At 56.3% G+C, this 19623-nt stretch carries 23 protein-coding genes; 12 read left to right on the top strand and 11 right to left on the bottom strand.

The genetic code is table 11. From position 1 onward, the window contains the following. Window positions 1–48: 48 nt before the first annotated feature. The 10 genes from P1U45_RS15560 to bla all read left to right on the top strand — a co-directional run bounded on the left by P1U45_RS15560 (window position 49) and on the right by bla (window position 9587). Window positions 49–585: an SPOR domain-containing protein gene (locus tag P1U45_RS15560; RefSeq protein WP_301059882.1), complete on the top strand. Its 537-nt coding sequence runs from the start codon at window positions 49–51 to the stop codon at window positions 583–585. Between the two features lie 155 nt (window positions 586–740). After that, on the top strand, window positions 741–1391 hold the full coding sequence (locus P1U45_RS15555; protein ID WP_301059881.1) for a hypothetical protein: 651 nt from the start codon (window positions 741–743) through the stop codon (window positions 1389–1391). Further along, the gene (locus P1U45_RS15550) at window positions 1391–2620 is read left to right on the top strand and encodes a hypothetical protein (protein ID WP_301059880.1); all 1230 of its coding nucleotides are present in this window, start codon (window positions 1391–1393) and stop codon (window positions 2618–2620) included. The genes P1U45_RS15555 and P1U45_RS15550 overlap by 1 nt, the downstream gene beginning before the upstream one ends. Further along, on the top strand, window positions 2607–3566 hold the full coding sequence (locus P1U45_RS15545) for a MoxR family ATPase (protein WP_301059879.1): 960 nt from the start codon (window positions 2607–2609) through the stop codon (window positions 3564–3566). The genes P1U45_RS15550 and P1U45_RS15545 overlap by 14 nt, the downstream gene beginning before the upstream one ends. Window positions 3567–3569: 3 nt before the next feature. Continuing rightward, entirely contained in the window at window positions 3570–4877 is a 1308-nt protein-coding gene (locus P1U45_RS15540) for a DUF58 domain-containing protein (protein ID WP_301059878.1), read from the top strand. A 2-nt stretch (window positions 4878–4879) separates the two neighbouring features. Further along, window positions 4880–5872 carry a stage II sporulation protein M gene (locus tag P1U45_RS15535; RefSeq protein ID WP_301059877.1) on the top strand — a complete coding sequence of 331 codons (993 nt, stop codon included), beginning with the start codon at window positions 4880–4882 and terminating at the stop codon, window positions 5870–5872. Further along, window positions 5872–6795, top strand: coding sequence for an RDD family protein (locus P1U45_RS15530; protein WP_301059876.1), 924 nt, complete (start codon window positions 5872–5874; stop codon window positions 6793–6795). The genes P1U45_RS15535 and P1U45_RS15530 overlap by 1 nt, the downstream gene beginning before the upstream one ends. A 43-nt stretch (window positions 6796–6838) precedes the next feature. Next, entirely contained in the window at window positions 6839–7759 is a 921-nt protein-coding gene (locus tag P1U45_RS15525; protein WP_301059875.1) for a DMT family transporter, read from the top strand. Beyond that, complete coding sequence (locus P1U45_RS15520) at window positions 7756–8520, top strand: N-acetylmuramoyl-L-alanine amidase (protein ID WP_301059874.1); 765 nt, start codon at window positions 7756–7758, stop codon at window positions 8518–8520. Before P1U45_RS15525 ends, P1U45_RS15520 begins: the two co-directional genes overlap by 4 nt. 89 nt (window positions 8521–8609) lie before the next feature. After that, window positions 8610–9587: a subclass B3 metallo-beta-lactamase gene (gene bla / locus P1U45_RS15515; protein ID WP_301059873.1), complete on the top strand. Its 978-nt coding sequence runs from the start codon at window positions 8610–8612 to the stop codon at window positions 9585–9587. Here the strand turns inward: bla and P1U45_RS15510 are convergent. The 8 genes from P1U45_RS15510 to P1U45_RS15475 all read right to left on the bottom strand — a co-directional run bounded on the left by P1U45_RS15510 (window position 9584) and on the right by P1U45_RS15475 (window position 16433). Then, entirely contained in the window at window positions 9584–9961 is a 378-nt protein-coding gene (locus P1U45_RS15510; protein WP_293608765.1) for a VOC family protein, read from the bottom strand. The two genes, bla and P1U45_RS15510, sit on opposite strands and share 4 nt — an antisense overlap. 82 nt (window positions 9962–10043) lie before the next feature. Then, window positions 10044–10844: a crotonase/enoyl-CoA hydratase family protein gene (locus P1U45_RS15505; protein ID WP_301059872.1), complete on the bottom strand. Its 801-nt coding sequence runs from the start codon at window positions 10842–10844 to the stop codon at window positions 10044–10046. Between the two features lie 71 nt (window positions 10845–10915). Next, complete coding sequence (locus P1U45_RS15500) at window positions 10916–11449, bottom strand: hypothetical protein (RefSeq protein ID WP_301059871.1); 534 nt, start codon at window positions 11447–11449, stop codon at window positions 10916–10918. Between the two features lie 11 nt (window positions 11450–11460). After that, entirely contained in the window at window positions 11461–12105 is a 645-nt protein-coding gene (locus tag P1U45_RS15495; RefSeq protein ID WP_301059870.1) for a hypothetical protein, read from the bottom strand. An 81-nt stretch (window positions 12106–12186) separates the two neighbouring features. After that, window positions 12187–12840 carry a hypothetical protein gene (locus P1U45_RS15490; protein WP_301059869.1) on the bottom strand — a complete coding sequence of 218 codons (654 nt, stop codon included), beginning with the start codon at window positions 12838–12840 and terminating at the stop codon, window positions 12187–12189. A gap of 73 nt (window positions 12841–12913) precedes the next feature. Continuing rightward, window positions 12914–14071 (bottom strand): acyl-CoA dehydrogenase family protein, encoded by a 1158-nt coding sequence (locus P1U45_RS15485; RefSeq protein WP_293608759.1) that lies wholly within the window; start codon window positions 14069–14071, stop codon window positions 12914–12916. 59 nt (window positions 14072–14130) lie between these two features. Further along, on the bottom strand, window positions 14131–15321 hold the full coding sequence (locus P1U45_RS15480) for an acyl-CoA dehydrogenase family protein (RefSeq protein WP_293608758.1): 1191 nt from the start codon (window positions 15319–15321) through the stop codon (window positions 14131–14133). Window positions 15322–15449: 128 nt separating this feature from the next. Then, entirely contained in the window at window positions 15450–16433 is a 984-nt protein-coding gene (locus P1U45_RS15475; protein WP_301059868.1) for a nicotinate-nucleotide--dimethylbenzimidazole phosphoribosyltransferase, read from the bottom strand. A 157-nt stretch (window positions 16434–16590) separates the two neighbouring features. On the opposite strand from P1U45_RS15475, the gene P1U45_RS15470 reads away from it, so the two are divergent. Together P1U45_RS15470 and P1U45_RS15465 are read left to right on the top strand one after the other, a co-directional pair. Next, entirely contained in the window at window positions 16591–16788 is a 198-nt protein-coding gene (locus P1U45_RS15470; protein WP_293608756.1) for a DUF1289 domain-containing protein, read from the top strand. 15 nt (window positions 16789–16803) lie between these two features. Further along, on the top strand, window positions 16804–17328 hold the full coding sequence (locus P1U45_RS15465) for a TIGR02281 family clan AA aspartic protease (RefSeq protein WP_293608755.1): 525 nt from the start codon (window positions 16804–16806) through the stop codon (window positions 17326–17328). A 7-nt stretch (window positions 17329–17335) separates the two neighbouring features. Here P1U45_RS15465 and P1U45_RS15460 read toward each other — a convergent pair whose 3' ends face one another. From P1U45_RS15460 to P1U45_RS15450, 3 genes are all read right to left on the bottom strand, one after another. Continuing rightward, the gene (locus P1U45_RS15460) at window positions 17336–18160 is read right to left on the bottom strand and encodes a sulfite exporter TauE/SafE family protein (RefSeq protein ID WP_301059867.1); all 825 of its coding nucleotides are present in this window, start codon (window positions 18158–18160) and stop codon (window positions 17336–17338) included. A 76-nt stretch (window positions 18161–18236) separates the two neighbouring features. Further along, window positions 18237–19256 carry a tRNA dihydrouridine(20/20a) synthase DusA gene (dusA, locus tag P1U45_RS15455; protein WP_301059866.1) on the bottom strand — a complete coding sequence of 340 codons (1020 nt, stop codon included), beginning with the start codon at window positions 19254–19256 and terminating at the stop codon, window positions 18237–18239. Between the two features lie 113 nt (window positions 19257–19369). Beyond that, window positions 19370–19558: a YqaE/Pmp3 family membrane protein gene (locus tag P1U45_RS15450; RefSeq protein ID WP_022696089.1), complete on the bottom strand. Its 189-nt coding sequence runs from the start codon at window positions 19556–19558 to the stop codon at window positions 19370–19372. Window positions 19559–19623 lie beyond the last annotated feature (65 nt).

Below are 19623 nucleotides of genomic sequence, written 5' to 3'. Positions count from 1 at the left end.
AGTATGCGCTTCATGTGATAGCTCAGAAGGGTGGGAGGCTTATCTGCCATGAAGATTTTAGCCATGAGTGTGTGCGTTGCTGTTTCAGGCTTAGCGATGACGGCATCAGCCCAACGCGCCGAGATTGAGTACCGTGATCTGCCAGAGGCTGTTGAACTGGCGGATGCCCAGTCGGTGATGGGCCAGCGCTATGACTCCTATATTTCCGAGCTTCCGCGCCGCGCTGCACCGCGCGCAATGCCGACATCTTCGCTGACGTCCACCGGCGTTGTCAGCGAGCCGTCTCCGGCAGCACCTGTGCGAGAGACGCAAATGGCGGCTTATGCACCAGCTCCCGCTGCACCTGCACCGGTGAGCATGGCGTATACCATTCAGGCGGGCGCGTTCTCTTCCTATTCGAATGCAGACTTGCAGGCGGTTGCTCTGCGCCGCTTTGGCGAAACCCGCATTGTTGAAGGTGTCACGAATGGTCGTTCGATCTACAGGGTGATGCTGGGTGGCTGGGTTAGCCGTGAACAGGCGGCCCCTATGCTGGACCTCATCAAGGCCCGCGGATTTGACGGCTTTGTCACGCGCGCCAGCTAGGCGCATCTTACCAGTCCGGTTTTATATAAGGCCATGCCTTCTGGGTGTGGCCTTTCGTGTTTTCCGCGGTACGAAAAGTTTGCGCAATATTGCCTTGCTTTGAGGTTGCTTTTCGCCGTTTTCCACGCTCAAACTGAATCCGCTGGGGAGACTATATGCCGGACGAAACCGAAAGCTTTGACGAAGCCTATGCTGCGATGCGCAGTGATGGCGGCTATCAGTTCGAGCTTCCCGTTGATCCGATAGATGTGACGCCTGAAGCAGTCGACCCGGACCGAAACTCGGGCTGGCGCTTTTTCGATGCTATCGGAGACATGATTGCCGCGCTCGGTCCGCTTTGGCGGGTGCTGTTGATCGGCGCTGCCGTTTTGCTGGTGGCCTACATCATCTATTCTATTGTAAAAGGCGTCATGGACCGCCGCCAGACCATTGGCGACAGGAAACCGGCCAATGCGCGTGATGAACTCGCCGATGTGGATTTGCGTCCTGATGAGTCGTTCTCGTCTGACCTTCTGAAACGAGCGGATGCATTGGCTGATACAGGCGATTTCGATGCAGCTGTAAGGCTCATGCTGCACTCATCCTTTCAGGAGATGCAGAAGCGTGTACGTGACCGGATTGGCAAGTCGCTGACGGGGCGGGAAATCGGTGAACTGGGCCAGATGCCCGAGCCATCACGCCATGCTTTGAGGCGACTAATTCTCTCGGTAGAGCGCAGTGCATTTGCCGGTCAGCATCTCACGTCGGAAGACTATCAAGCCGCCCGTCAGGACTATGACGTCTTCGCACAGAGAGCAGCATCCTGATGAGTTCGGCTTCAGATAACGCCACGCCGATTATTTCCGCGAAAACGGCGCTTATTGCCGTGCTCATCGCGGCGATCAGCTTTGCGTCAGTGATCGTTCTGTCTGCGTTCGCGCCCGAATTCCGGGACCGCCGCGCAGCTGGCCTGCATGCGTATTCTACCTCCGCGCTGGGCTATAACTTCGCTTCAGAGCTGCTAGCGCGCGAGGGCTATGACGTCGATATCAGCCGCGATACCGGCGTTCTCAGGGGCGGAGCGCGTGAAGGGCTTCTCATTCTGACGCCGGCCAGCGTTTATGACGCGAGTGACCTTGATGAAGTAGAGTTCGACCGTAATGGCGAACCCACCCTTGTCGTTTTGCCGAAGAGAAACGGCCTGCGTGACCGGTCAAACCCGCGGCATTACCGGCAGACATTCCCCCTGCCAGTCGATCGCCTTGTCGGCCTGCTGGCACCATTGTCCGGGGATATCAGTCTTGAGCGTATAGACGCGCCGGACGAAGTTGAGATGATGGGATCAACTCTGCCCGTGGTTTTCTCGGACACTGTTCAAGTTTTGCATCCCCAGGGCCTCGAGCCGGTCATCACGCTTGATGGCGGCGTTCTTTTGGGGCGTGTGCCCAGCACGCGAATATACCTTTTATCTGATCCTGAACTCATGAACACGCACGGCCTCGCACACCGCGAAAATGCCGAAGTATTCGTTCGGATGATCGCGCATTTCTCTACCAAGTCCGACCTGCGCACCGTGATTTTTGATACAACGATCCACGGTTTCCAGCGCTCGCGCGATCTGCTGCGCCTGATCTTCGAGCCGCCGCTGCTCGGTGCAACACTGTTCGCAATTGCGACGATGATCCTGCTGGGATGGGCCGCGTTTATGCGCTTTGGCAGGCCACAGGCTGAGCCACCCGTTGCGGCGACAGGGCGGCAGTCGCTGATTGAGAGCACGGCGGGGCTGTTCCGTCAGACAAATCGCGAGCCGGCTCTGGCGGGCGATTATGAAAAGCTTGCACGGCGTATGATCATCCGTGAGCTCGGTTATCCGGAAGACCTGCCGATAGAAGAGATGGATCGCATCCTCAAACAAAGAGAGGCGCGCGTGCGGGCTAAGCACGCGGAAGCGCCGCCATGGCCGGATCCGGCCAAAGTCAGAACACACAGTCAGTTGATGAACTTCGTGAAGGATTTTCACGTCTGGAAAAGGGAAATGAGCGATGAACGCGAATGATATCCAAGCGCTTGGCGAAAAGCTGAAAGCCGAAATCGGCCGCGGGATTGTCGGTCAGTCGGATGCGGTCGACCTCATGTTGATAGCGCTATTCTCTAAAGGTCACCTTCTTCTGGAAGGGCCGCCTGGTACGGCGAAAACCTTCCTTGCGCGGTGTTTTTCGGCCTGTCTGGCGTTGGATTACGGACGCATCCAGTTCACGCCAGACCTGATGCCGGGCGATGTGCTCGGTACAAACTTCTTCAACTTCCAGACCAGCCAGTTCCTGCTCACAAAAGGACCGATCTTTACGGAAGTTCTGCTCGCAGACGAGATCAACCGGACACCGCCAAAGACACAGGCGGCCTTGCTGGAAGCCATGCAGGAGCGCCGCGTTACTATCGATGGCGAAACCCACCTTCTAAGCGACCACTTCATGGTGGTGGCGACGCAAAACCCGATTGAACAACAGGGCACTTATCCGCTGCCGGAAGCCCAGCTCGACCGTTTCCTGTTCAAGCATGAAATGGCGTATCCGAGCGCGGAGGAAGAAATTCGTATTGTTCAATCTCACGCCAAAGGCGTTGGCATGCCGACCATGGAAGAGCTTGGCATCAAGCAGGTGGTCACCAAGGAGGAACTCAGTGCGGCATCAGCCTATATCGGCTCGGTTACGCTCTCCGATGAAATCATTGAGTACACTGTCCGTCTTGTACGCGCGTCGCGTGAGCGACCAAACCTGCTGGATGTCGGCGTCTCGCCGCGCGCTGCGGTGAACCTTGCGGTGGCGTCACGTGCGAAGGCGGCTCTGGCAGGGCGCGATTATGTCATTCCGGATGATGTGAAACAGCTCGCCGCGCCTGCCATGTGTCACCGCGTCGTGCTGTCTGCATCTGCCGAGATTGAGGGGCGAACAGCTAAGAGCGTGATTTCCGACATCGTCTCAGAGACAGAGGCGCCGCGCTAATCCATGGCAAGCATTCGTCCATCCCAGCTGGCAATCATGCTGACGGGCGCGGGTATCCCGCTGCTCCTGATCATTGCGTGGCTTGCGCCAGCACTGTGGGTGGTGAGCTTTGCCGGCATTACGGCGATCGTGTTGCTCATTTCGATTGATGCTATGGCGGCACGTTCGTCTCGTGCACTAAATGTGGAAACGAATGTTCCGCCCGTCTTCTTTGTGGGCACAGGTAATCCGTTTGCACTGAAGATCAGCGATCCGAAGCGTGACTATCTGCCTTCAATTCAGGTGCGTCCTGAATTCAATGAAGCGGTCTTTCAACCGGAAACGGTGATGCTGAGTGCAGAGGGGCTGGCCGAGTTCGAATTACATATGCTGAGGCGCGGTGAGGCACGGCTGGATGGTCTCTGGATGCGCTGGTCTGGCCCGCTCGGGCTGGCGTGGAAACAAATGAGATTGCCTGCCGAGCTGGCCCGGCCAATCAATCCGGATATTCGTACGCTGCAGTCCGATGCCCTTCGCTGGATTGCCCGCGAAGCTGATTTTGGGATCAAGGCGCAGTTTGATCGCGGTGATGGCTCCGAGTTTGACGCCATGCGCGAGTTCGTGCCGGGCATGGACCGGCGTAGCGTGGACTGGAAAGCATCGGCCCGTCACATGGCGCTGATGGCGAAAGAATACCGCACGGAACGTAACCACAATATTGTTCTGGCGTATGACACCGGCCGTTTGATGTGTGAACCGTTGGGCGACATTTCTCGCCTCGATCACGCTGTTCATGCGGGAATGCTGCTCTCGTACGCATCACTGCGCGGAGGTGATCGCGTTGGCGTTTACGGATTCGATACGCAGCCACGCGTGATGACAGGACTGGTGCGCGGCAATGCAGCGTTCAGCAAGCTTCAGTCGGAAATGGCGCGGCTCAGCTATTCTACGCTGGATGCGAACTACACGCTGGGGCTTACGCGTCTTTCTGCGGGGTTAAATCGTCGTTCGCTCATCGTGCTGTTCACCGATTTCATCGATACGGCGCAGGCCGAACTCATGGTCGAGAATGCAGCGCGTCTGGCTAAGCGCCACCTTGTGGTATTCGCCGTATTCAAGGATGAAGACCTTGAAGCGCTCGCGGTGAAAGAACCTGAAACGCCTGAAGATGTGACCCGCGCGGTGATCGCAGACAATCTCATTCAGGAGCGGCGTACCGTTATCAAGCGCCTGTCCCGTCTCGGCATTGATGTACTGGAAGCACCGGCTCACCAGTTCTCGTCTGCGCTGCTGAACCGGTATCTCACTATTCTGCAACAGGAGCGGATCTGACCATGTCCGAGCTTGATCTCAAGAGCTATCGCTTCCGTGCAGAAAGAGAAGACGACTGGCGCGCACTGGAAGGCCTTCTGGAGCGTATTCAGAACTCTGGCGTGAACGCGCTGAAGCCTGACGAACTGGTGGCTCTGCCGCAATTGTATCGTACCGCGGTGTCCTCGCTCTCGACGGCGCGGGCGGTCTCACTGGACCGGAACCTTATCACCTATCTGGAGACGCTCTGTACGCGCGGCTATCTCTTCATGTATGGGCCGCGCGTTTCCTTCTGGGAGCGGTTTAGCAGTTTCTTCCGGCGGGACTGGCCTGATGCGGTGCGCAGCATGGTCGGCGCGACCATTCTCTCAGCGGCGATCATGTTCGGCTTCGCGCTCATCGTCATGCTGCTCGTGCTGTCGGACTCAGAGTGGTTCTACCCGTTTGCTGCATTCCTCGATGAACGCACCCCCGAGGCTTCGCAGGAAACGCTACGTGCCACCCTCTATACCGAGGATGAGGACATAGCGGGCATGTTGAGTGTGTTCGCCTCTCAGCTGTTCACGCATAACACGATGGTGGCGCTGTTATGCTTTGCGCTTGGCTTTATGGTCGGCATACCGACAGCCATTTTGCTCGCCTATAATGGCTGTATTCTGGGGGCATATGTCGGGCTCTATGTGAGCAAAGGGCTTGGCTTCGAGATTATAGGCTGGCTCATGATCCATGGCGTGACTGAGCTGTTTGCGATTATTCTGGCGGCTGCTGCGGGTTTCGTTATTGGCAAAACGCTTGCCTTTCCCGGCGAGAAGCGACGCGTGGACGCGATGGCAGACGCCGGTAAACGCGCGGGCAATGTCGGCATGGGCGTTGTCGTTATGCTGTTCCTCGCCGCCTTGCTTGAAGGCTTTGGGCGGCAGCTGATCAATGATGACCTGACGCGCTATATGGTGGCTGGTGTCTCGCTTCTGAGCTGGCTCAGCTATTTCTACCTACGTCCGGGGGCGAAACGCTGATGGCGACAGCGAAGGCAGAGAAAGCCCGGCCGCAGGGTTATCAGACGAATGCGCATGACGCCCGTATGTGGCGTGAGGTGACGACCCCGGAAGGCGCCGTTATTCGTCTTCGGCTTGCTGACGCCGGCGAGCGGGCAGGGGCGCTGTTCATTGATGCGGGCATCATGCTCGTTACGCTGATCGTCGGCGGCCTGATCCTCGCCTTTGGCGTTCCAGACGGCTATTTCGGCGACTGGTCCGAAGTAGGGCAGATCCTGTTCAACCTCTTCTTTTTCATTCTGCGGGCCTTCTATTTCACCATTTTCGAAATGGGCCGGCGCGCCGCGACGCCGGGAAAGCGCATTATGAAGCTGCGCGTGGTGGCGCGTGAAGGTCGCCAGCTGACCGCGAATGCCATTTTTGCCCGCAATGTGATGCGCGAGCTGGAAGTCTTTCTGCCGTTCACCTTCCTGCTGACAGGAATGGGAGGCGATACACTCAATGGCATGATGACCTTGCTTGTTCTCGTCTGGCTTGGCGTGTTTGTCTTCATGCCGGTGTTTAACCGCGACAAACTTCGTGGAGGTGATCTCGTCGCTGGGACATGGGTTATCCGCAATCCGAAACCGGAGCTGGCGAAGGATGTGACTTCTACAAGCGCGAATGCAGACGACGAAGCCTTTGTCTTCACGCAGGAGCAGTTGCAGACCTATGGCGAGCACGAATTGCAGGTGCTGGAAGACGTTTTGCGCAGTGGAACAGGCGAGGTGAAAGCTGCCGTAGCGTCACGTATTCGCGCACGCATCGGATGGGAAGCGGCACCCCTGGAAAGAGACGGTCCGTTTCTGGAAGCCTTCTATAAACAATTGCGTAAAACGCTTGAGACGCGCATGCTGTTCGGGAATCGCAAAAAAGATAAATACGACACCGGCGAGTCTTCCTGACCTCAATTTTCACTCAGTCGGTAGCTTCTGGAGATGATCAGACATGCCGATCCGTGATTTCGGACTGCTCTTCCTTGTGTGCATGGTCTGGGGACTGAATGTCATCGTCACGCGATGGGTGTTCCTGAATTCTGATGTACAGCCGGTGTTCTATGCGGCGCTTCGCTTCGGCCTTATCGCTTTGGTTTTGCTGCCAATTCTGTTCAGGCGCGTGCCCAAAAATCTGGGTAAGCTGTTCCTGATCGCGACATGTATGGGCTCGGCCCATTTTGCGTTGCTATTTATAGGCCTCGCCAATGCAAGCGGAAGTGCGGCTGCGGTTGTCGGTCAGCTGGGTGTCCCGTTTACGACCATTCTGTCTATCATTTTCCTCAGCGAGAAAGTCCGCTGGAGACGTGGGCTCGGTATCGCACTGGCCTTCCTCGGAGTGATTGTCATCACGGTCGATCCGGCGAGCTTCAATATGGAAGTCGGTCTGTTCTTTGTGATTGGATCAGCATTTGTTGGCGCTATGGGTGCGATCATGATGAAGCAGATCACACCGATGCCGGCGATCCATATGCAGGCATGGATGGGCGCAATGTCCTGTTTGCCTCTATTGGTTGTTTCAGCCTTGCTCAATGGCTTTGAGGGCGGGGTCACAGGCCAGTTTCAGGCCTTTATGGATGGTGGCCTTCTGATCTGGCTGGCGACGCTGTTCGCCGTATTTGGCGTGTCTATCTTCGGGCACGGCTCTTTCTACTGGCTCATCACCCGCCATGAAATGACGCTTCTCTCGCCACTTACGCTCATGACGCCGATCTGGGGCGTGGCCTTTGGTGTTCTGATCCTTGGAGAGACAATCACTGTCAAATTTCTGATCGGCGGTGTGGTTTCCCTGCTGGGTGTTCTGATCATTGCCTTGCGCCCGAACAGCAAATTCCCTTTAGCTTCGGTAGCTAAGAAACTACTGAGTGGCACATGAAGATCATCGAGGCTCCGTCACCCAACCAGAATAAGCGCCGCTTTCCGGTGGATATGCTGGTGCTGCACTATACCGGCATGGAGGATGGCCCGTCCGCACTTGATCGTATGCGGGACGAGAAGGCGCAGGTTTCCGCGCACTATATGGTGGATGTGGACGGGTTTATCTATCAGCTCGTGCCGGAGGATATGCGTGCATGGCATGCGGGCGTGTCGAACTGGCAGGGCGATGGGGACCTCAATTCGCGCTCCGTGGGGATCGAGATCGTCAATGGTGGTCATAATGTGAAACTACCAGATGGCAGCCTTCAGCCTTATTCGCGCGTGCAGATCGAAGCGGTGATCGAACTCAGCCGCGCCATCATCGAGCGCCATAAGATTCCGATGAACCGCGTCGTCGGCCATTCCGACATTGCGCCTGACCGCAAGGATGATCCGGGCGAGCATTTCCCGTGGGAAGAATTCGCGGCACGCGGCGTAGGCTTCTGGCCTGAGCTGCCGAAAGAGGGGGAGCCGACAAAGCTTTCAGAGAAAGACGCGCCGATAAAGCTCGGCGCCAAGGGTAAGGGCGTGACGGGTCTCCAGGAGGACTTGCTGGCGATTGGTTATCCGATCGAGGTGTCTGGCGCATTTGATGAGCAGACGGAGAAGGTCGTAATGGCGTTCCAGCGTCGCTGGAACCAGGGCGATGTGTCCGGCGTGGTCTACCCGCTCACATTCGAGCTCATTCGCCGTGTTGCGGCATTGGCATCAGCGCGCTGATTGCCTGAAAACAACCTTTGAGCCGGCGGAATACGAACAACAAAAAGTCCGCATTCAGGCTGCATATGCGCAAAACGGAGGACGCATATATGAATCGGATTTCTATACTGGCGCTGGCCATGATGATGGCTGCCTGCGCGCAGGACGCACCCGAGCCACAGCCTGTCGAAGATGCTGAGATTCTGGTCCCGATATCTGAAGGTGAGGGCGATGATCTCGCGCCTCTGGCTTCACCGGACGAAATCGAGTTTGCCATCCAGTCACCTGTGCTTGATGCGATGCGCGTATTCGCGCCACCGCACGCGCCGTTCACCGTGATCGACAATATCCATCACGTGGGCGGAGCCAGCGTGAGTGCTTATCTCATCACGACAGATGAGGGGCACTTTCTGATCGATGGAATTTTGCCGCAAAGTCCGCCAATGATCCTCCAGAACATTGCTGCGCTTGGCTATGACATCGCCGATGTTCGCTATCTTCTGAACAGCCATGCCCATATTGACCATGCAGGCGGCCTTGCGGCTCTGCAGCAGGCTTCGGATGCAGTAATGGTCGCCAGCGAAAAAGACGCGCCAATCCTTGAAGCGGGCGCTATCGATTTCGGGCCAACTTCCACAATGCCATTTCCGCCCGTTCGTGTGGATCAAATCATTCAGGACGGCGATCAGCTAACGCTCGGTGATACAACGCTGACGGCTGTTGTCATGCCGGGGCATTCGCCGGGCTGTACCTCATGGCTGATGGATGTGACCGATGAAGACGGAAACCCGCACACGGCATTCTTCCACTGCAGCACCAGCCTTGGTGGGCAGCGCATCGCGCCGGAAAGCTATCCGGGCATGGTTGATGACTATCGCGCTTCGTTCGAGCGGGTGCGTAGCATTGATGCTGATGTGTTTCTTGCGTTCCACTCAGGCATGTTCGGCATGCTGGACCGTTATGAGCGCCTGTTAGCAGGCGAAGAGCTTGCCTTCGTCGAAGCGGGCGCGCTGCAGCGCTTCAATGCTGCGTCGGAGGCTCAGTTCAATGCTGCCCTGAGCCACCAACAGGAAGAGCAGGGCGGTTAAACCGTCTGAACGAAAGCGTTCAGCTTATTGCCATCAAGATCGCGAAAATATGCGGCATAGAAATTGTCGCCGCGTGGTCCGGGCTTGCCTTCGCAGCTTCCGCCCTGAGCGATGGCAATGTCATACAGTCGGTCGACTTGCGCCGGATCTTTGGCGGCCAGCGCGATCATCATTCCATTGCCCACAGTCTGTGGCTCACCGTTATAGGGCAGGGTGATGCCGATACCCGGTTCATGGTTCGGACCGACCCATGCAATGAAGGAATCGTCCAGAGAGCCCAGAAAATGTTGGGCCTCAAGCTCGTCCGCGAGTGCCTGGTAAAACGGGTAAGCGCGCTTCAGGTCAGATACGCCGATGGTTGCGTAGGCGATCATGTGATGTCCTCCTCTGTATGATCTACAGAGGAGGTTTAGCGCGAGACTGCTGACAGCATTCTGTCAGTAGCGTGTCAGGAAATCAGTTCCCGGTGAAGTTTGGCGCACGCTTTTCAAGAAGCGCTGTAACACCTTCAATATGGTCGTCTGTATGGTGCTGCAGCGCCTGCTGGGCGGCCGACATTTCCATAATGGTCGCATAATCTGCGTTCTGCGCCTTGCGGAGCAGCATTTTTGCAGCGCGCAGCGCCATAGGTGGCTGCGCAGCGACTTTCTCTGCCAGCTCCATAGCTGCGTCCATCAGAGCTTCGTTGGAGACTTTCTGCGATGCCCAGCCCCATTCGATCGCGGTATCAGCATCGTACATTGTGCCGGTGAAGATCATCTCAGACGCACGGGACAGGCCAACAATACGTGGCATCAGCCAAGAGCCGCCATCACCCGGGATCAGGTTGATACGAAGGAAAGACATGCCGAAACGAGCGCTGTCAGCAATGATGCGCATGTCCGCCATACAGGCAACGTCGCAGCCAAGGCCAACAGCAGGGCCGTTTACCGCCGCGATGAGGGGCAGTTCGAAGTTCCAGAGCGAGTTCACGATCTTGTGGATGTTGCCGGTATAGCCTTCTTTGACTTCAGCCGGTGTGCCACCAAATGCGCCTGTGCGCTCTTTCATGGCTTTCAGGTCGCCGCCCGCTGAAAAGGCACGGCCCGCGCCAGTGAGAATGCAGCAGCGCAGCTCTTTGTCAGCTGCCAGTTCCTTAGTGACTTCCACAAAAGCATCGCCGTCGCCCGCTTTGCCTAAAGGGTTCAGCTGGTCCGGACGGTTGATTGTGATGATGGCAATTTTGCCGCGCTTCTCGACTGTAAGCAGGTCCTGCATGTTTCACTCCCAATTATGCTGGCTTGGTTCTGCCCGACTGGGCGCAAAATGCAATATGTAGCGGGCTTACATTATTTGTTTTCGATTTTGACATAGCGCCCGGTGAACCAGACAGCCCAGTCCTCGGTGTCGGGATTGTATTGTTCAAAATGCTGGGTAACGGAGCCGTCTTCATTCGGTGTCCATTCGCCGGTGAAGGGGAAGCTCGTGCTATTACCGTGATAGGTGATCGTGCCCTCAAGCTTCATAGAGCCAGTTTCAGTCAGGCCACCGGTATAATCGATGATTGAGCCGGCACTGACCCAGACCTGACGCCAGAGGCCTGTATCCGGGTTGTAGAAGTTCAGGCTCTGGCCCGTGCCACCGGCCGTGTTCACCCAGTTTTCGGTGATGAGACAGCCATTTTCAGCGCGTTCAATCGTATTGTGGCCAGCCAGATTTCCGTTCGGGCCGGAAACCTCCCATTCGCCGAGCCAGAAATCGAACTGGTGATAGGCTTCATCTGTGCAGGGCGGGGGCGGCGTACTGCCGGTGGACTGCGCCAAAGCAGGCACTGAGATAGCGAGTGATGTCGCTGCGATGGCGAGGCATGTATTGAATCGCATGTGAATGATCCTCAGTCGTCCGAGTAATAGTCGATGAGTACAGGACAAAGCTCCATCACCCGTTGTCTAGATAGCGGTGGTGCAGGCGTCGCAGCGATGCTGAAGCTGGTGAGCACGTCCTTCTCGCCTTCGCCCCAGTCGATTTCCAAGCCGACACCGCCATCAGTGGCGTAGGTGAAGCCTGTATCGAAGCTTTCCCCTTCTTCCTCATAAGTAATTACGATCTTCTGCGCAGCGAATGTCTGACCGGGGAAAAAGCTGGAAGTATATTCAACTGGACCTATTTGGCGCACTGCTTCTGTTCCAGCCGCTCTAGTCATGACGTCACCTTCTGGCAGCGTGGCCAGATTTCTTAGATCTGAGGCCAAGTCTTCGGGCGATGTGATGAGTTGGCCTGCACAATCGACGTAGTCGAGGCCATAAACCGGCTCAGCGTAATAGTCCGTGTCACCATAGCTGCTGCGACGCATGTAGACGTTCCAGGGGCCCACCGAACCGAGGTACAGTAGGAAGAAGCTGGAGTTCTCAAAGTCAGGGCTAATGCTGTCATAATGATAGGTACTGCCCGGAACAAGCGTTGGCACCGCGTCCTGAGCCAGTGCTGGTGTTGCGAGTCCGGTCATCCCCGCAATGAGCATCGCCCGAAGTGCTGACATGATTGCATTCCCCCTGTGAAACGTCTTTCAGGGGAGAGGATGACAGGCTGGCGGGATTTTACAAGCTGGTGGGCTCCGCGCTTACTCGGTGCTCTCTCGCACGGTGAAAACCGGTGGGCAGACCGATTGGAGGTCTTCTGCGCTAAAGGCTTCCAGTGCGGCTGCGTCGTCTGGTTCCAGCTCTACCAGCTTGTCGAAATAGCCTTCTGTCCACTGTGCGCGATAGACGATGCCGGTTTCGGAATCCGCCGTGTAGATGATCGGCGTGTCGTATTCGGAATGAGTGACGGTGATAGTCCGCGCGCTGGTCGGCTCTGTCTCCAGGCTGGTTGGATCAAACGGAAAGGCTTCGGAGACTTCTACACGTTGCGTGGTGCCATCAATTGTGAAATCGAGCGCATCTGCAGCCTCAAGATCACGAATGGTCTGCTGTGTTGAAGCAATGCGTTCGTCTGTTGGCAGTTCAGGGTGGAGGCAATCCGAAGAGAAGAGGCCGAACGCCGTCTCTGCATAGTAGAATTCATGGCCGCCCGGATCGCCGAGATAAATCGTCCACAGGCCTTGCGCGCCGATCACTTGAAGTTCGATCCGGTCTGACACCGAATTTGCTTCGGTGACCTCATACGCGAGGCGCGTACCGACAGGCAGGTTCGGCGCGTTCTCAGCCCATGCGGTTCCGACGGTGCAGGCAAAGGCTGCAAGCATGGCTGTGGCTGAACTGAACTTGCTGAACATGAATGACTCCCGGCAGAAAAACGCCCACCTCAACGAAGTCGAGGTGGGCATTTAAATCAAGATGCGAGTGCAGTTATTCTGCAGCTGCCTTCACAACGCCTTCAGCGAGGTTCGCATAGCGACGCAGGTGGTAATCAACGTTACCAAACTGGGTGTCGATAAGCGTCAGACGCTTGAAGTAGTGACCGAGGCGAAGCTCGTCAGTTACGCCCATACCGCCATGGATCTGGGTCGCAGCCTGACCGATGAAGCGGCCAGAGTTACCGATCTGAACTTTCGTCGCAGATGCAGCTTTCTTACGAGTCGCTTCGTCTTCTTCAAGGCGCAGCGTGACCTGATAGGTCATGGACATGGACTGCTGCTGTTCAATGAACATGTCGACCATGCGGTGCTGGAGAACCTGGAAAGAGGCAATCGGCACGTTGAACTGCTTACGCTGGCGCGCATAGTCGAGCGTGTCAGCGTTCGCGATTTCCATTGCGCCACATGCTTCCGCAGAGATCGCCGCGATGCCTTCGTCACAGACTTTCTCGATGAGTGGCAGAGCAGAACCTTCTGCGCCGATCATATCGTCGCCGGAAACTTCAACATTCTCGAAGTAGACTTCTGACGCGCGGTAACCGTCCATTGTCGGGTAGTCGCGCGTAGAAATGCCAGCTGCGTCTTTCGGTACGATGAAGAGCGAAATGCCGTTGTCATCGAAACGGTCGCCTGATGTACGTGCAGACACGATCAGGTGCGTTGCCCAAGGTGCGCCGAGAACGACAGATTTCTGACCGTTCAGGACGTAGTTAGAGCCGTTTGCACGAGCTGTTGTCGTGACATCGTTCAGGTTGAAGCGTGATGTTGGTTCTGCGTAAGCGAATGCCAGAACAACTTCGCCGCCCATCATTGGTGCGAGGAAGTTTTCTTTCTGCGCTGTAGAACCAGCATGCTTCAGAAAGCCGCCGCCGAGAACGACAGACGGGACGTAAGGCTCGACCACGAGGCCTTTACCGAACTCTTCCATAACAACCATAACGTCGACCGCGTTACCGCCGAGGCCGCCATCTTCTTCGGAGAATGGAGCCATCAGAATGCCGAGTTCAGCGAACTGAGCCCACATTTCCGGACGCCAGCCGCTCTCAGATGTGATGACCTTGTTGCGTGTTTCCCAGTCGTACTGGTCTTTGATGAGGCGGGACAGAGAGTCCCGGATCATGTTCTGTTCTTCTGTGAAGCTAAAATCCACGAGTATATCTCCCCAAAATCGGGTTTATTTTTGTATCTGTTGCGAAGCTGCCGGGGCGCTTAAAGCCCCAGAACAGCCTTTGCGATGATGTTACGCTGAATTTCGTTAGAACCGCCGTAGATGGAGGTCTTACGCATGTTCAGGTATTCCGGCAGCGCGTGGTGCGCGTAATCCGGCCCGATTGGGAAACGGTTGCCTCCTTCTTCCGGGAAACCACGGAAGTATGGAGCCGCATAATTGCCAACAGCTTCGATTGTGAGCTCTGTCAGACGCTGCTGAACCTCGGTGCCTTTAATCTTCAGGAGGGAAGATTCAGGTCCTGGTGGTTTACCAGCTGCGACAGCTGCAAGGCCGCGAAGTTCTGTGAACTCGAGTGCTGTGAGGTCGATTTCCAGTTTCGAGATTTTCTCTGCGAAGTCTGGATTTTCGATCAGTGGCTTGCCGTTGTCGTATTCTGTAGATGCGATCTCGCGGAGACGCTCAATGCCACGCTTGGAGCGAGCAACGCCTGCGATACCTGTACGCTCGTGAGCGAGCAGGAACTTCGCGTAAGTCCAGCCTTTATTTTCTTCGCCAACGAGGTTGTCGACAGGAACGCGAACGTCTGTAAGCCAGACTTCGTTCACTTCGTGGCCGCCGTCCGTCATGATGATCGGGCGAACTTCAACGCCTGGAGTGTCCATTTTGACGAGGATGAAGGAAATACCTTCCTGCTTCTTCACGTCTGGGTTTGTGCGGCAGAGGAAGAAGCCCCAGTCAGCGTGCTGACCAAGTGTCGTCCATGTTTTCTGGCCGTTGATAACCCACTCGTCGCCGTCGCGTACAGCTGTTGTTTTCAGACCAGCAAGGTCGGAACCAGCGCCCGGCTCGGAGAAGCCCTGGCACCACCATGTTGTGCCATCGACGATACCCGGAAGGAAACGGTCTTTATGTTCCTGGCTGCCGAATGTGTAGATTACCGGACCTACCATTGAGACTGCGAATGGCAGCGGCATGATTGTGTCCGCGCGCGCATTCTCTTCTGACCAGATGTATTTCTGTGTCGGTGTCCAGCCAGTACCGCCGTACTGAGTCGGCCAGGATGGTACAGACCAGCCTTTTTTGCCGAGAATCTGGTGCCACGACAGGAACTGCTCTTTTGTCAGTTCTTCGCGGTGCTTACCCTTGATGTCCTCAGGGTAGTTCTCTTCGATAAAGGTTCTTACCTCTTCGCGAAAGGCAATGTCCTCAGGTGAAAAATCGAGGTTCATATGTGTTTCTCCCATGACGTCTCAGTGCGTCATAATATGTCGAAGTCTTATGCCTTCAAGATGCCGCAGGGGGAAGGCCTTAATTCGAGGGAGATTAGGACAAATCGTCTGATTATGCCCGTAGGTTATCAGCTTTCTGTTTTACCGGAATTCGCAACGATGCTAGCGGCCTGTAATAACGGCATTGCGAGCATTCCACCCATGCCTTCGCCAGCCTGCATTTTCAGATCGAGCAGCGGTTCCATTTCCAGACGATCAAGAATCGCCTGGTGAGCGGGACGATTTGTCGCCTGACCGGCAATGACATGTGTGATCGCGCGCGGCTCGATGGCGTGAACAACGCCCGCAGCAACAGCTGTGGCAAAGCCGTCGAGAATCACTGGAATGCCCTGATGGCGCGCGGCGATAATTGCGCCGACACAGGCTGCCAGTTCGCGGCCGCCAAGGTGCTGGAGAATTTCGAGCGGTGAGTTCAGATGATGACGGTGCGCCTGAAGCGCTTTCTGGATGACATCTGCGCGGGCCACATTCACTTCTTCCGGAACGCCCTGACCAGCACGGACCCAGTATTGCGGATCGCCGCCATAGAGTCCGTTTGCGACAGCTGCCGCGGCTGTACCACCGCCGACGCCCAGCACGCCAATAGCAAGCACGTCAGGTGTTTCAGCAATTGCTTCCATGCCAAAGGCAATTGTGGACGCACATTCCTGCGCAGACATGGCAGGCGCTTCTGCGATGTCTTTCGTTGGCAATTCCAGCGCAAGTTCGAACACGCGCAGCGCAGAATTCGACATGGCAGCCAGACCGTTTGCCGCCAGCTTGCCTTCCTGAAGTGCTTTTACGCGGGCTTCTGTCGCGCCTGAATCGGAGACAGAGACACCATGCTTAGCGAGGCCGTGTGTGCCGGCAAACAGCGCAATGGTGGATTTCTCGAGCTTTGGCTTCTCGCGGCGCTGGCATGCCGCCATCCATTCACCAAGACGTTCGATGCGGCCATATTTGGAACGGCGCATACTACCATCGGAGTTATAGTCCTTAGGCAGGTCTACAACGGGATGGTTCAGAACAAGGTCACGAACGTCTTCGAGTGGTGTAGGAATATCGCCGGTCATTGATACACTTCTGGTCTGTTTGGTGCCGTTATGGAGGATATGACTGCGAATGCAACGGTTGCATCGGCTGGTCCGGCCTTAAATATAGTCTGTGACATTCCTGTTACGAGCTGAAACATACTTGCGGGAAAACGCGCCATAGGCGAAAACTGCCCGCATGAGTGTCACTCCAGTAAAATCCCCGTGCATCAAAGTTTGCGTCATTGATGGTCCGACAGGCTGGTGTCTTGGCTGCGCCCGGACTCTGAAAGAGATAAGTCAATGGACGAAATATACCGATCAGCAACGAGATGCCGTTATAGATGAGTCTGAAGCGCGTTTGGAAACACTGCGCGAAATGGGCAAACTCGGGTAAGGACACTCTGAAATCATGATGAAAGTTGCGATCCCCGTCTTCATCGTTGTCTGTGTTAGCGTTGCGGTTGCGATACGCGCAAACAACCAGATCGAAGCGAGTGAAAGCGCTGCTGTGGCTGAAGCTGCAGAAGAAGAGCGCCGCGCGTCTTTCCGTCCCGAGGCGCCTGGCCCGAATGCGGCAGTGCTACGCAAGGGCGATGACAATCACTTCTGGGCAGATACGAATATCAACGGTACCCGCGTCCGCTTTATGGTTGATACCGGTGCCAGCATGGTCGCGTTGACGCGGAATGATGCGCGTCGCATCGGTGTAGATCTGGACGAGCTGGATTATCAGTATGAAGTCCGCACGGCTGGCGGTGGCACGCGAGGCGCATTCGTGCTGCTCGACGAAATCCGGGTCGGCAATGTCGAAGTTGAAGACGTGGAAGCGCTGGTACTGGAATCAGATCTTCAGCAGTCACTGCTCGGCATGAGCTTCATGGGCAAGCTTCACAGCTATGAAGTGAGGTCCAGCTCGATGATTATCCGCGAATAAGCATCCGCTAGAAGCCGAGTGCGATCCGCACCATATTCAGCGCAACGAGGATCATGACGCATCCAAAGACGCGGCGGAGTGTCTTCGCGTTGAGCTTGTGCGCGAGCATGGCACCTACTGGCGCAAGGCTGGTTGTCATCAATGCGATCACCAAAATAGCCGGGATATTCAGATATCCGATTGAGAGGGGTGGTCGGCCGTCTACGCCGAAACCGGTGAAGCCGTAGCCAATAGCGGCTGGCAGACCAATTGCGGCACCGAAGGCCGCCGCTGTGCCGACAGCACGGTGAACTGAATGGCCACACAACGTCATCAGGGTGACGCCGAACACACCGCCGCCAATGCCCATAATGCCTGACAGCGCGCCGAGGCCGCTGGCGATTGAAAAACGGCCAATACCCGTTGGCAGGCTGTCTCTCAGCTTCCAGTCCGGACGACCCAGAATAAATTGCAGCGACACCAGAAGCAGGATGGCGCCGAATATGCCGCGCAGGGCAGGGCCCGGCAGATAACCCGCAATGGCGGCACCGGCGACCGCGCCAACCATGATCCAAGGCACCCAGCCTTTGACCACATCCATATCGACGGCGCCGCGCTTATGGTGAGACATGGCCGAGCGGATGGAGGTCGCAACAATAGTCGCAAGCGAACAGCCAATGGCAGCGTGCATGGCGACGCTTTCATAGCCTAGCTGGGTGAAGACAAAGGCGAGCGTCGGGACGATCACAACGCCGCCACCAATTCCGAACAGACCGGCAATCAGACCAGCAAACGCACCGGCCGCGACAAGGGCTGCCAGCATTGGCAGATAAGGAGTAAGCGCTTCAATCATGCGCTCTATTTGCAGCGTGCGCAGGCTTAGGCAAGCTTAGAGTTGATCAAGCTTCGGAGAGCTCGCGTGGTGTTGATCAGGCCGATCGTGCCTCTTGCGCGGCTTCTGCGCGGGCTCTCTGTTCTTCCACGATAGCGAGGGCTTCATCGAAGACCTGAATGTCTGCTTCGCGTCGCGGAGCGTTCTCGGAGAGGTGACGACGCCAGAGGCGCGCGCCTGGGCGGCCATTGAATGCACCAAGGATGTGGCGGGTAATGGCGTGCAGCGGAGTGTTCTTCGCAAGCTCGGAGACGATGTAAGCGCGATAGGCTTTCAGTGCATCCAGCATGTCGTCATGTCGGGTCGGTGCGCCATAGATTGCGCTGTCGACCTGCAAAAGAATGGTCGGATCATGATAGGCGGCGCGGCCAAGCATCACCCCATCAAGATGATCAAGGTGGGGCAGGCTTTGTTCTACAGTTTCCAGACCGCCATTCAGAGTAATCAGAAGATCGGGATAAGCCGTCTTCAGCTCATGGACGAGGTCGTAATCCAGTGGCGGAATTTCGCGGTTCTCTTTCGGAGAGAGGCCCTTCAGCCAGGCTTTGCGAGCGTGAACATGAAACACAGTGCAGGGCGAATTTTTCGATACGGTCTCGACAAACCCGAACAGGCGCTCGCGCGGTTCGTCCTCATCGACGCCAATCCGGTGTTTGACTGTAACTGGGATTTTGACGGCGTCCTGCATGGCGGCCAGACAGTCGGCCACCAGCTGCGGTTCACGCATCAGACACGCGCCAAAGGCTCCGGACTGGACCCGATCAGACGGGCAGCCGCAGTTCAGATTAACTTCGTCATAGCCGAAGTCTTCTGCAATTTTTGAAGCTTCAGCGAGCTTAGCCGGTTCGTTGCCGCCAAGCTGCAGCGCCAGTGGATGTTCAACATCGGAATAGCCGATCAGTCGCTCGCGCTCGCCATGAATAACGGCATCGGCGGTGACCATTTCAGAATAGAGCAGGGCGCAGGCTGACAATTCGCGATGGAAGGCGCGGCAATGCCGGTCGGTCCAGTCCATCATCGGGGCAACCGAGAAACGATAGGTGTCGCGTGTCAGCATGTTTTCAAGAAGGTCCGGTCGGTCATGCGCAAAGGTTTTTCGACGCCTATAGCTGAACCGGTCTTACAACGCAAAAAGCGCGCCGGAGCGCGCTTGTTGGATCGGTCTGGTGTTTATCGCCGCGCGATGACCCAGACGGCATGAATGATGCCAGGAATGTAACCGAGAATGGTCAGGATGAGGTTCAGAACGAATGCGCCACCGATACCGCGGGCGAGTGCAACGCCGACAGGCGGAAGCAGGATGGCGATAATGATCAGAAGAAGGTCTGAACTCGAATTTGAAGATTGAATGTCGGACATGATGTGTTCCCTTTGCTTTGTAAAAGAGGCTCCGAAAAGGAGCCTCAATTAAAGTGCGTCTGGTT

The sequence above is a fragment of the Ponticaulis sp. genome (assembly GCF_029210165.1).
Classification (GTDB): Bacteria; Pseudomonadota; Alphaproteobacteria; order Caulobacterales; family Hyphomonadaceae; genus Ponticaulis.
This window is presented reverse-complemented; position numbering and strand designations above follow the sequence as displayed.

What these genes read in the sequence shown, in the direction of transcription:
- P1U45_RS15560 (WP_301059882.1), top strand. Translation starts at nt 49, where the DNA reads ATGAAGATTTTAGCCATGAGTGTGTGCGTTGCTGTTTCAGGCTTAGCG.
- P1U45_RS15555 (WP_301059881.1), top strand. Translation starts at nt 741, where the DNA reads ATGCCGGACGAAACCGAAAGCTTTGACGAAGCCTATGCTGCGATGCGC.
- P1U45_RS15550 (WP_301059880.1), top strand. Translation starts at nt 1,391, where the DNA reads ATGAGTTCGGCTTCAGATAACGCCACGCCGATTATTTCCGCGAAAACG.
- P1U45_RS15545 (WP_301059879.1), top strand. Translation starts at nt 2,607, where the DNA reads ATGAACGCGAATGATATCCAAGCGCTTGGCGAAAAGCTGAAAGCCGAA.
- P1U45_RS15540 (WP_301059878.1), top strand. Translation starts at nt 3,570, where the DNA reads ATGGCAAGCATTCGTCCATCCCAGCTGGCAATCATGCTGACGGGCGCG.
- P1U45_RS15535 (WP_301059877.1), top strand. Translation starts at nt 4,880, where the DNA reads ATGTCCGAGCTTGATCTCAAGAGCTATCGCTTCCGTGCAGAAAGAGAA.
- P1U45_RS15530 (WP_301059876.1), top strand. Translation starts at nt 5,872, where the DNA reads ATGGCGACAGCGAAGGCAGAGAAAGCCCGGCCGCAGGGTTATCAGACG.
- P1U45_RS15525 (WP_301059875.1), top strand. Translation starts at nt 6,839, where the DNA reads ATGCCGATCCGTGATTTCGGACTGCTCTTCCTTGTGTGCATGGTCTGG.
- P1U45_RS15520 (WP_301059874.1), top strand. Translation starts at nt 7,756, where the DNA reads ATGAAGATCATCGAGGCTCCGTCACCCAACCAGAATAAGCGCCGCTTT.
- bla (WP_301059873.1), top strand. Translation starts at nt 8,610, where the DNA reads ATGAATCGGATTTCTATACTGGCGCTGGCCATGATGATGGCTGCCTGC.
- P1U45_RS15510 (WP_293608765.1), bottom strand. Translation starts at nt 9,961, where the DNA reads ATGATCGCCTACGCAACCATCGGCGTATCTGACCTGAAGCGCGCTTAC.
- P1U45_RS15505 (WP_301059872.1), bottom strand. Translation starts at nt 10,844, where the DNA reads ATGCAGGACCTGCTTACAGTCGAGAAGCGCGGCAAAATTGCCATCATC.
- P1U45_RS15500 (WP_301059871.1), bottom strand. Translation starts at nt 11,449, where the DNA reads ATGCGATTCAATACATGCCTCGCCATCGCAGCGACATCACTCGCTATC.
- P1U45_RS15495 (WP_301059870.1), bottom strand. Translation starts at nt 12,105, where the DNA reads ATGTCAGCACTTCGGGCGATGCTCATTGCGGGGATGACCGGACTCGCA.
- P1U45_RS15490 (WP_301059869.1), bottom strand. Translation starts at nt 12,840, where the DNA reads ATGTTCAGCAAGTTCAGTTCAGCCACAGCCATGCTTGCAGCCTTTGCC.
- P1U45_RS15480 (WP_293608758.1), bottom strand. Translation starts at nt 15,321, where the DNA reads ATGAACCTCGATTTTTCACCTGAGGACATTGCCTTTCGCGAAGAGGTA.
- P1U45_RS15475 (WP_301059868.1), bottom strand. Translation starts at nt 16,433, where the DNA reads ATGACCGGCGATATTCCTACACCACTCGAAGACGTTCGTGACCTTGTT.
- P1U45_RS15470 (WP_293608756.1), top strand. Translation starts at nt 16,591, where the DNA reads ATGAGTGTCACTCCAGTAAAATCCCCGTGCATCAAAGTTTGCGTCATT.
- P1U45_RS15465 (WP_293608755.1), top strand. Translation starts at nt 16,804, where the DNA reads ATGATGAAAGTTGCGATCCCCGTCTTCATCGTTGTCTGTGTTAGCGTT.
- P1U45_RS15460 (WP_301059867.1), bottom strand. Translation starts at nt 18,160, where the DNA reads ATGATTGAAGCGCTTACTCCTTATCTGCCAATGCTGGCAGCCCTTGTC.
- dusA (WP_301059866.1), bottom strand. Translation starts at nt 19,256, where the DNA reads ATGCTGACACGCGACACCTATCGTTTCTCGGTTGCCCCGATGATGGAC.
- P1U45_RS15450 (WP_022696089.1), bottom strand. Translation starts at nt 19,558, where the DNA reads ATGTCCGACATTCAATCTTCAAATTCGAGTTCAGACCTTCTTCTGATC.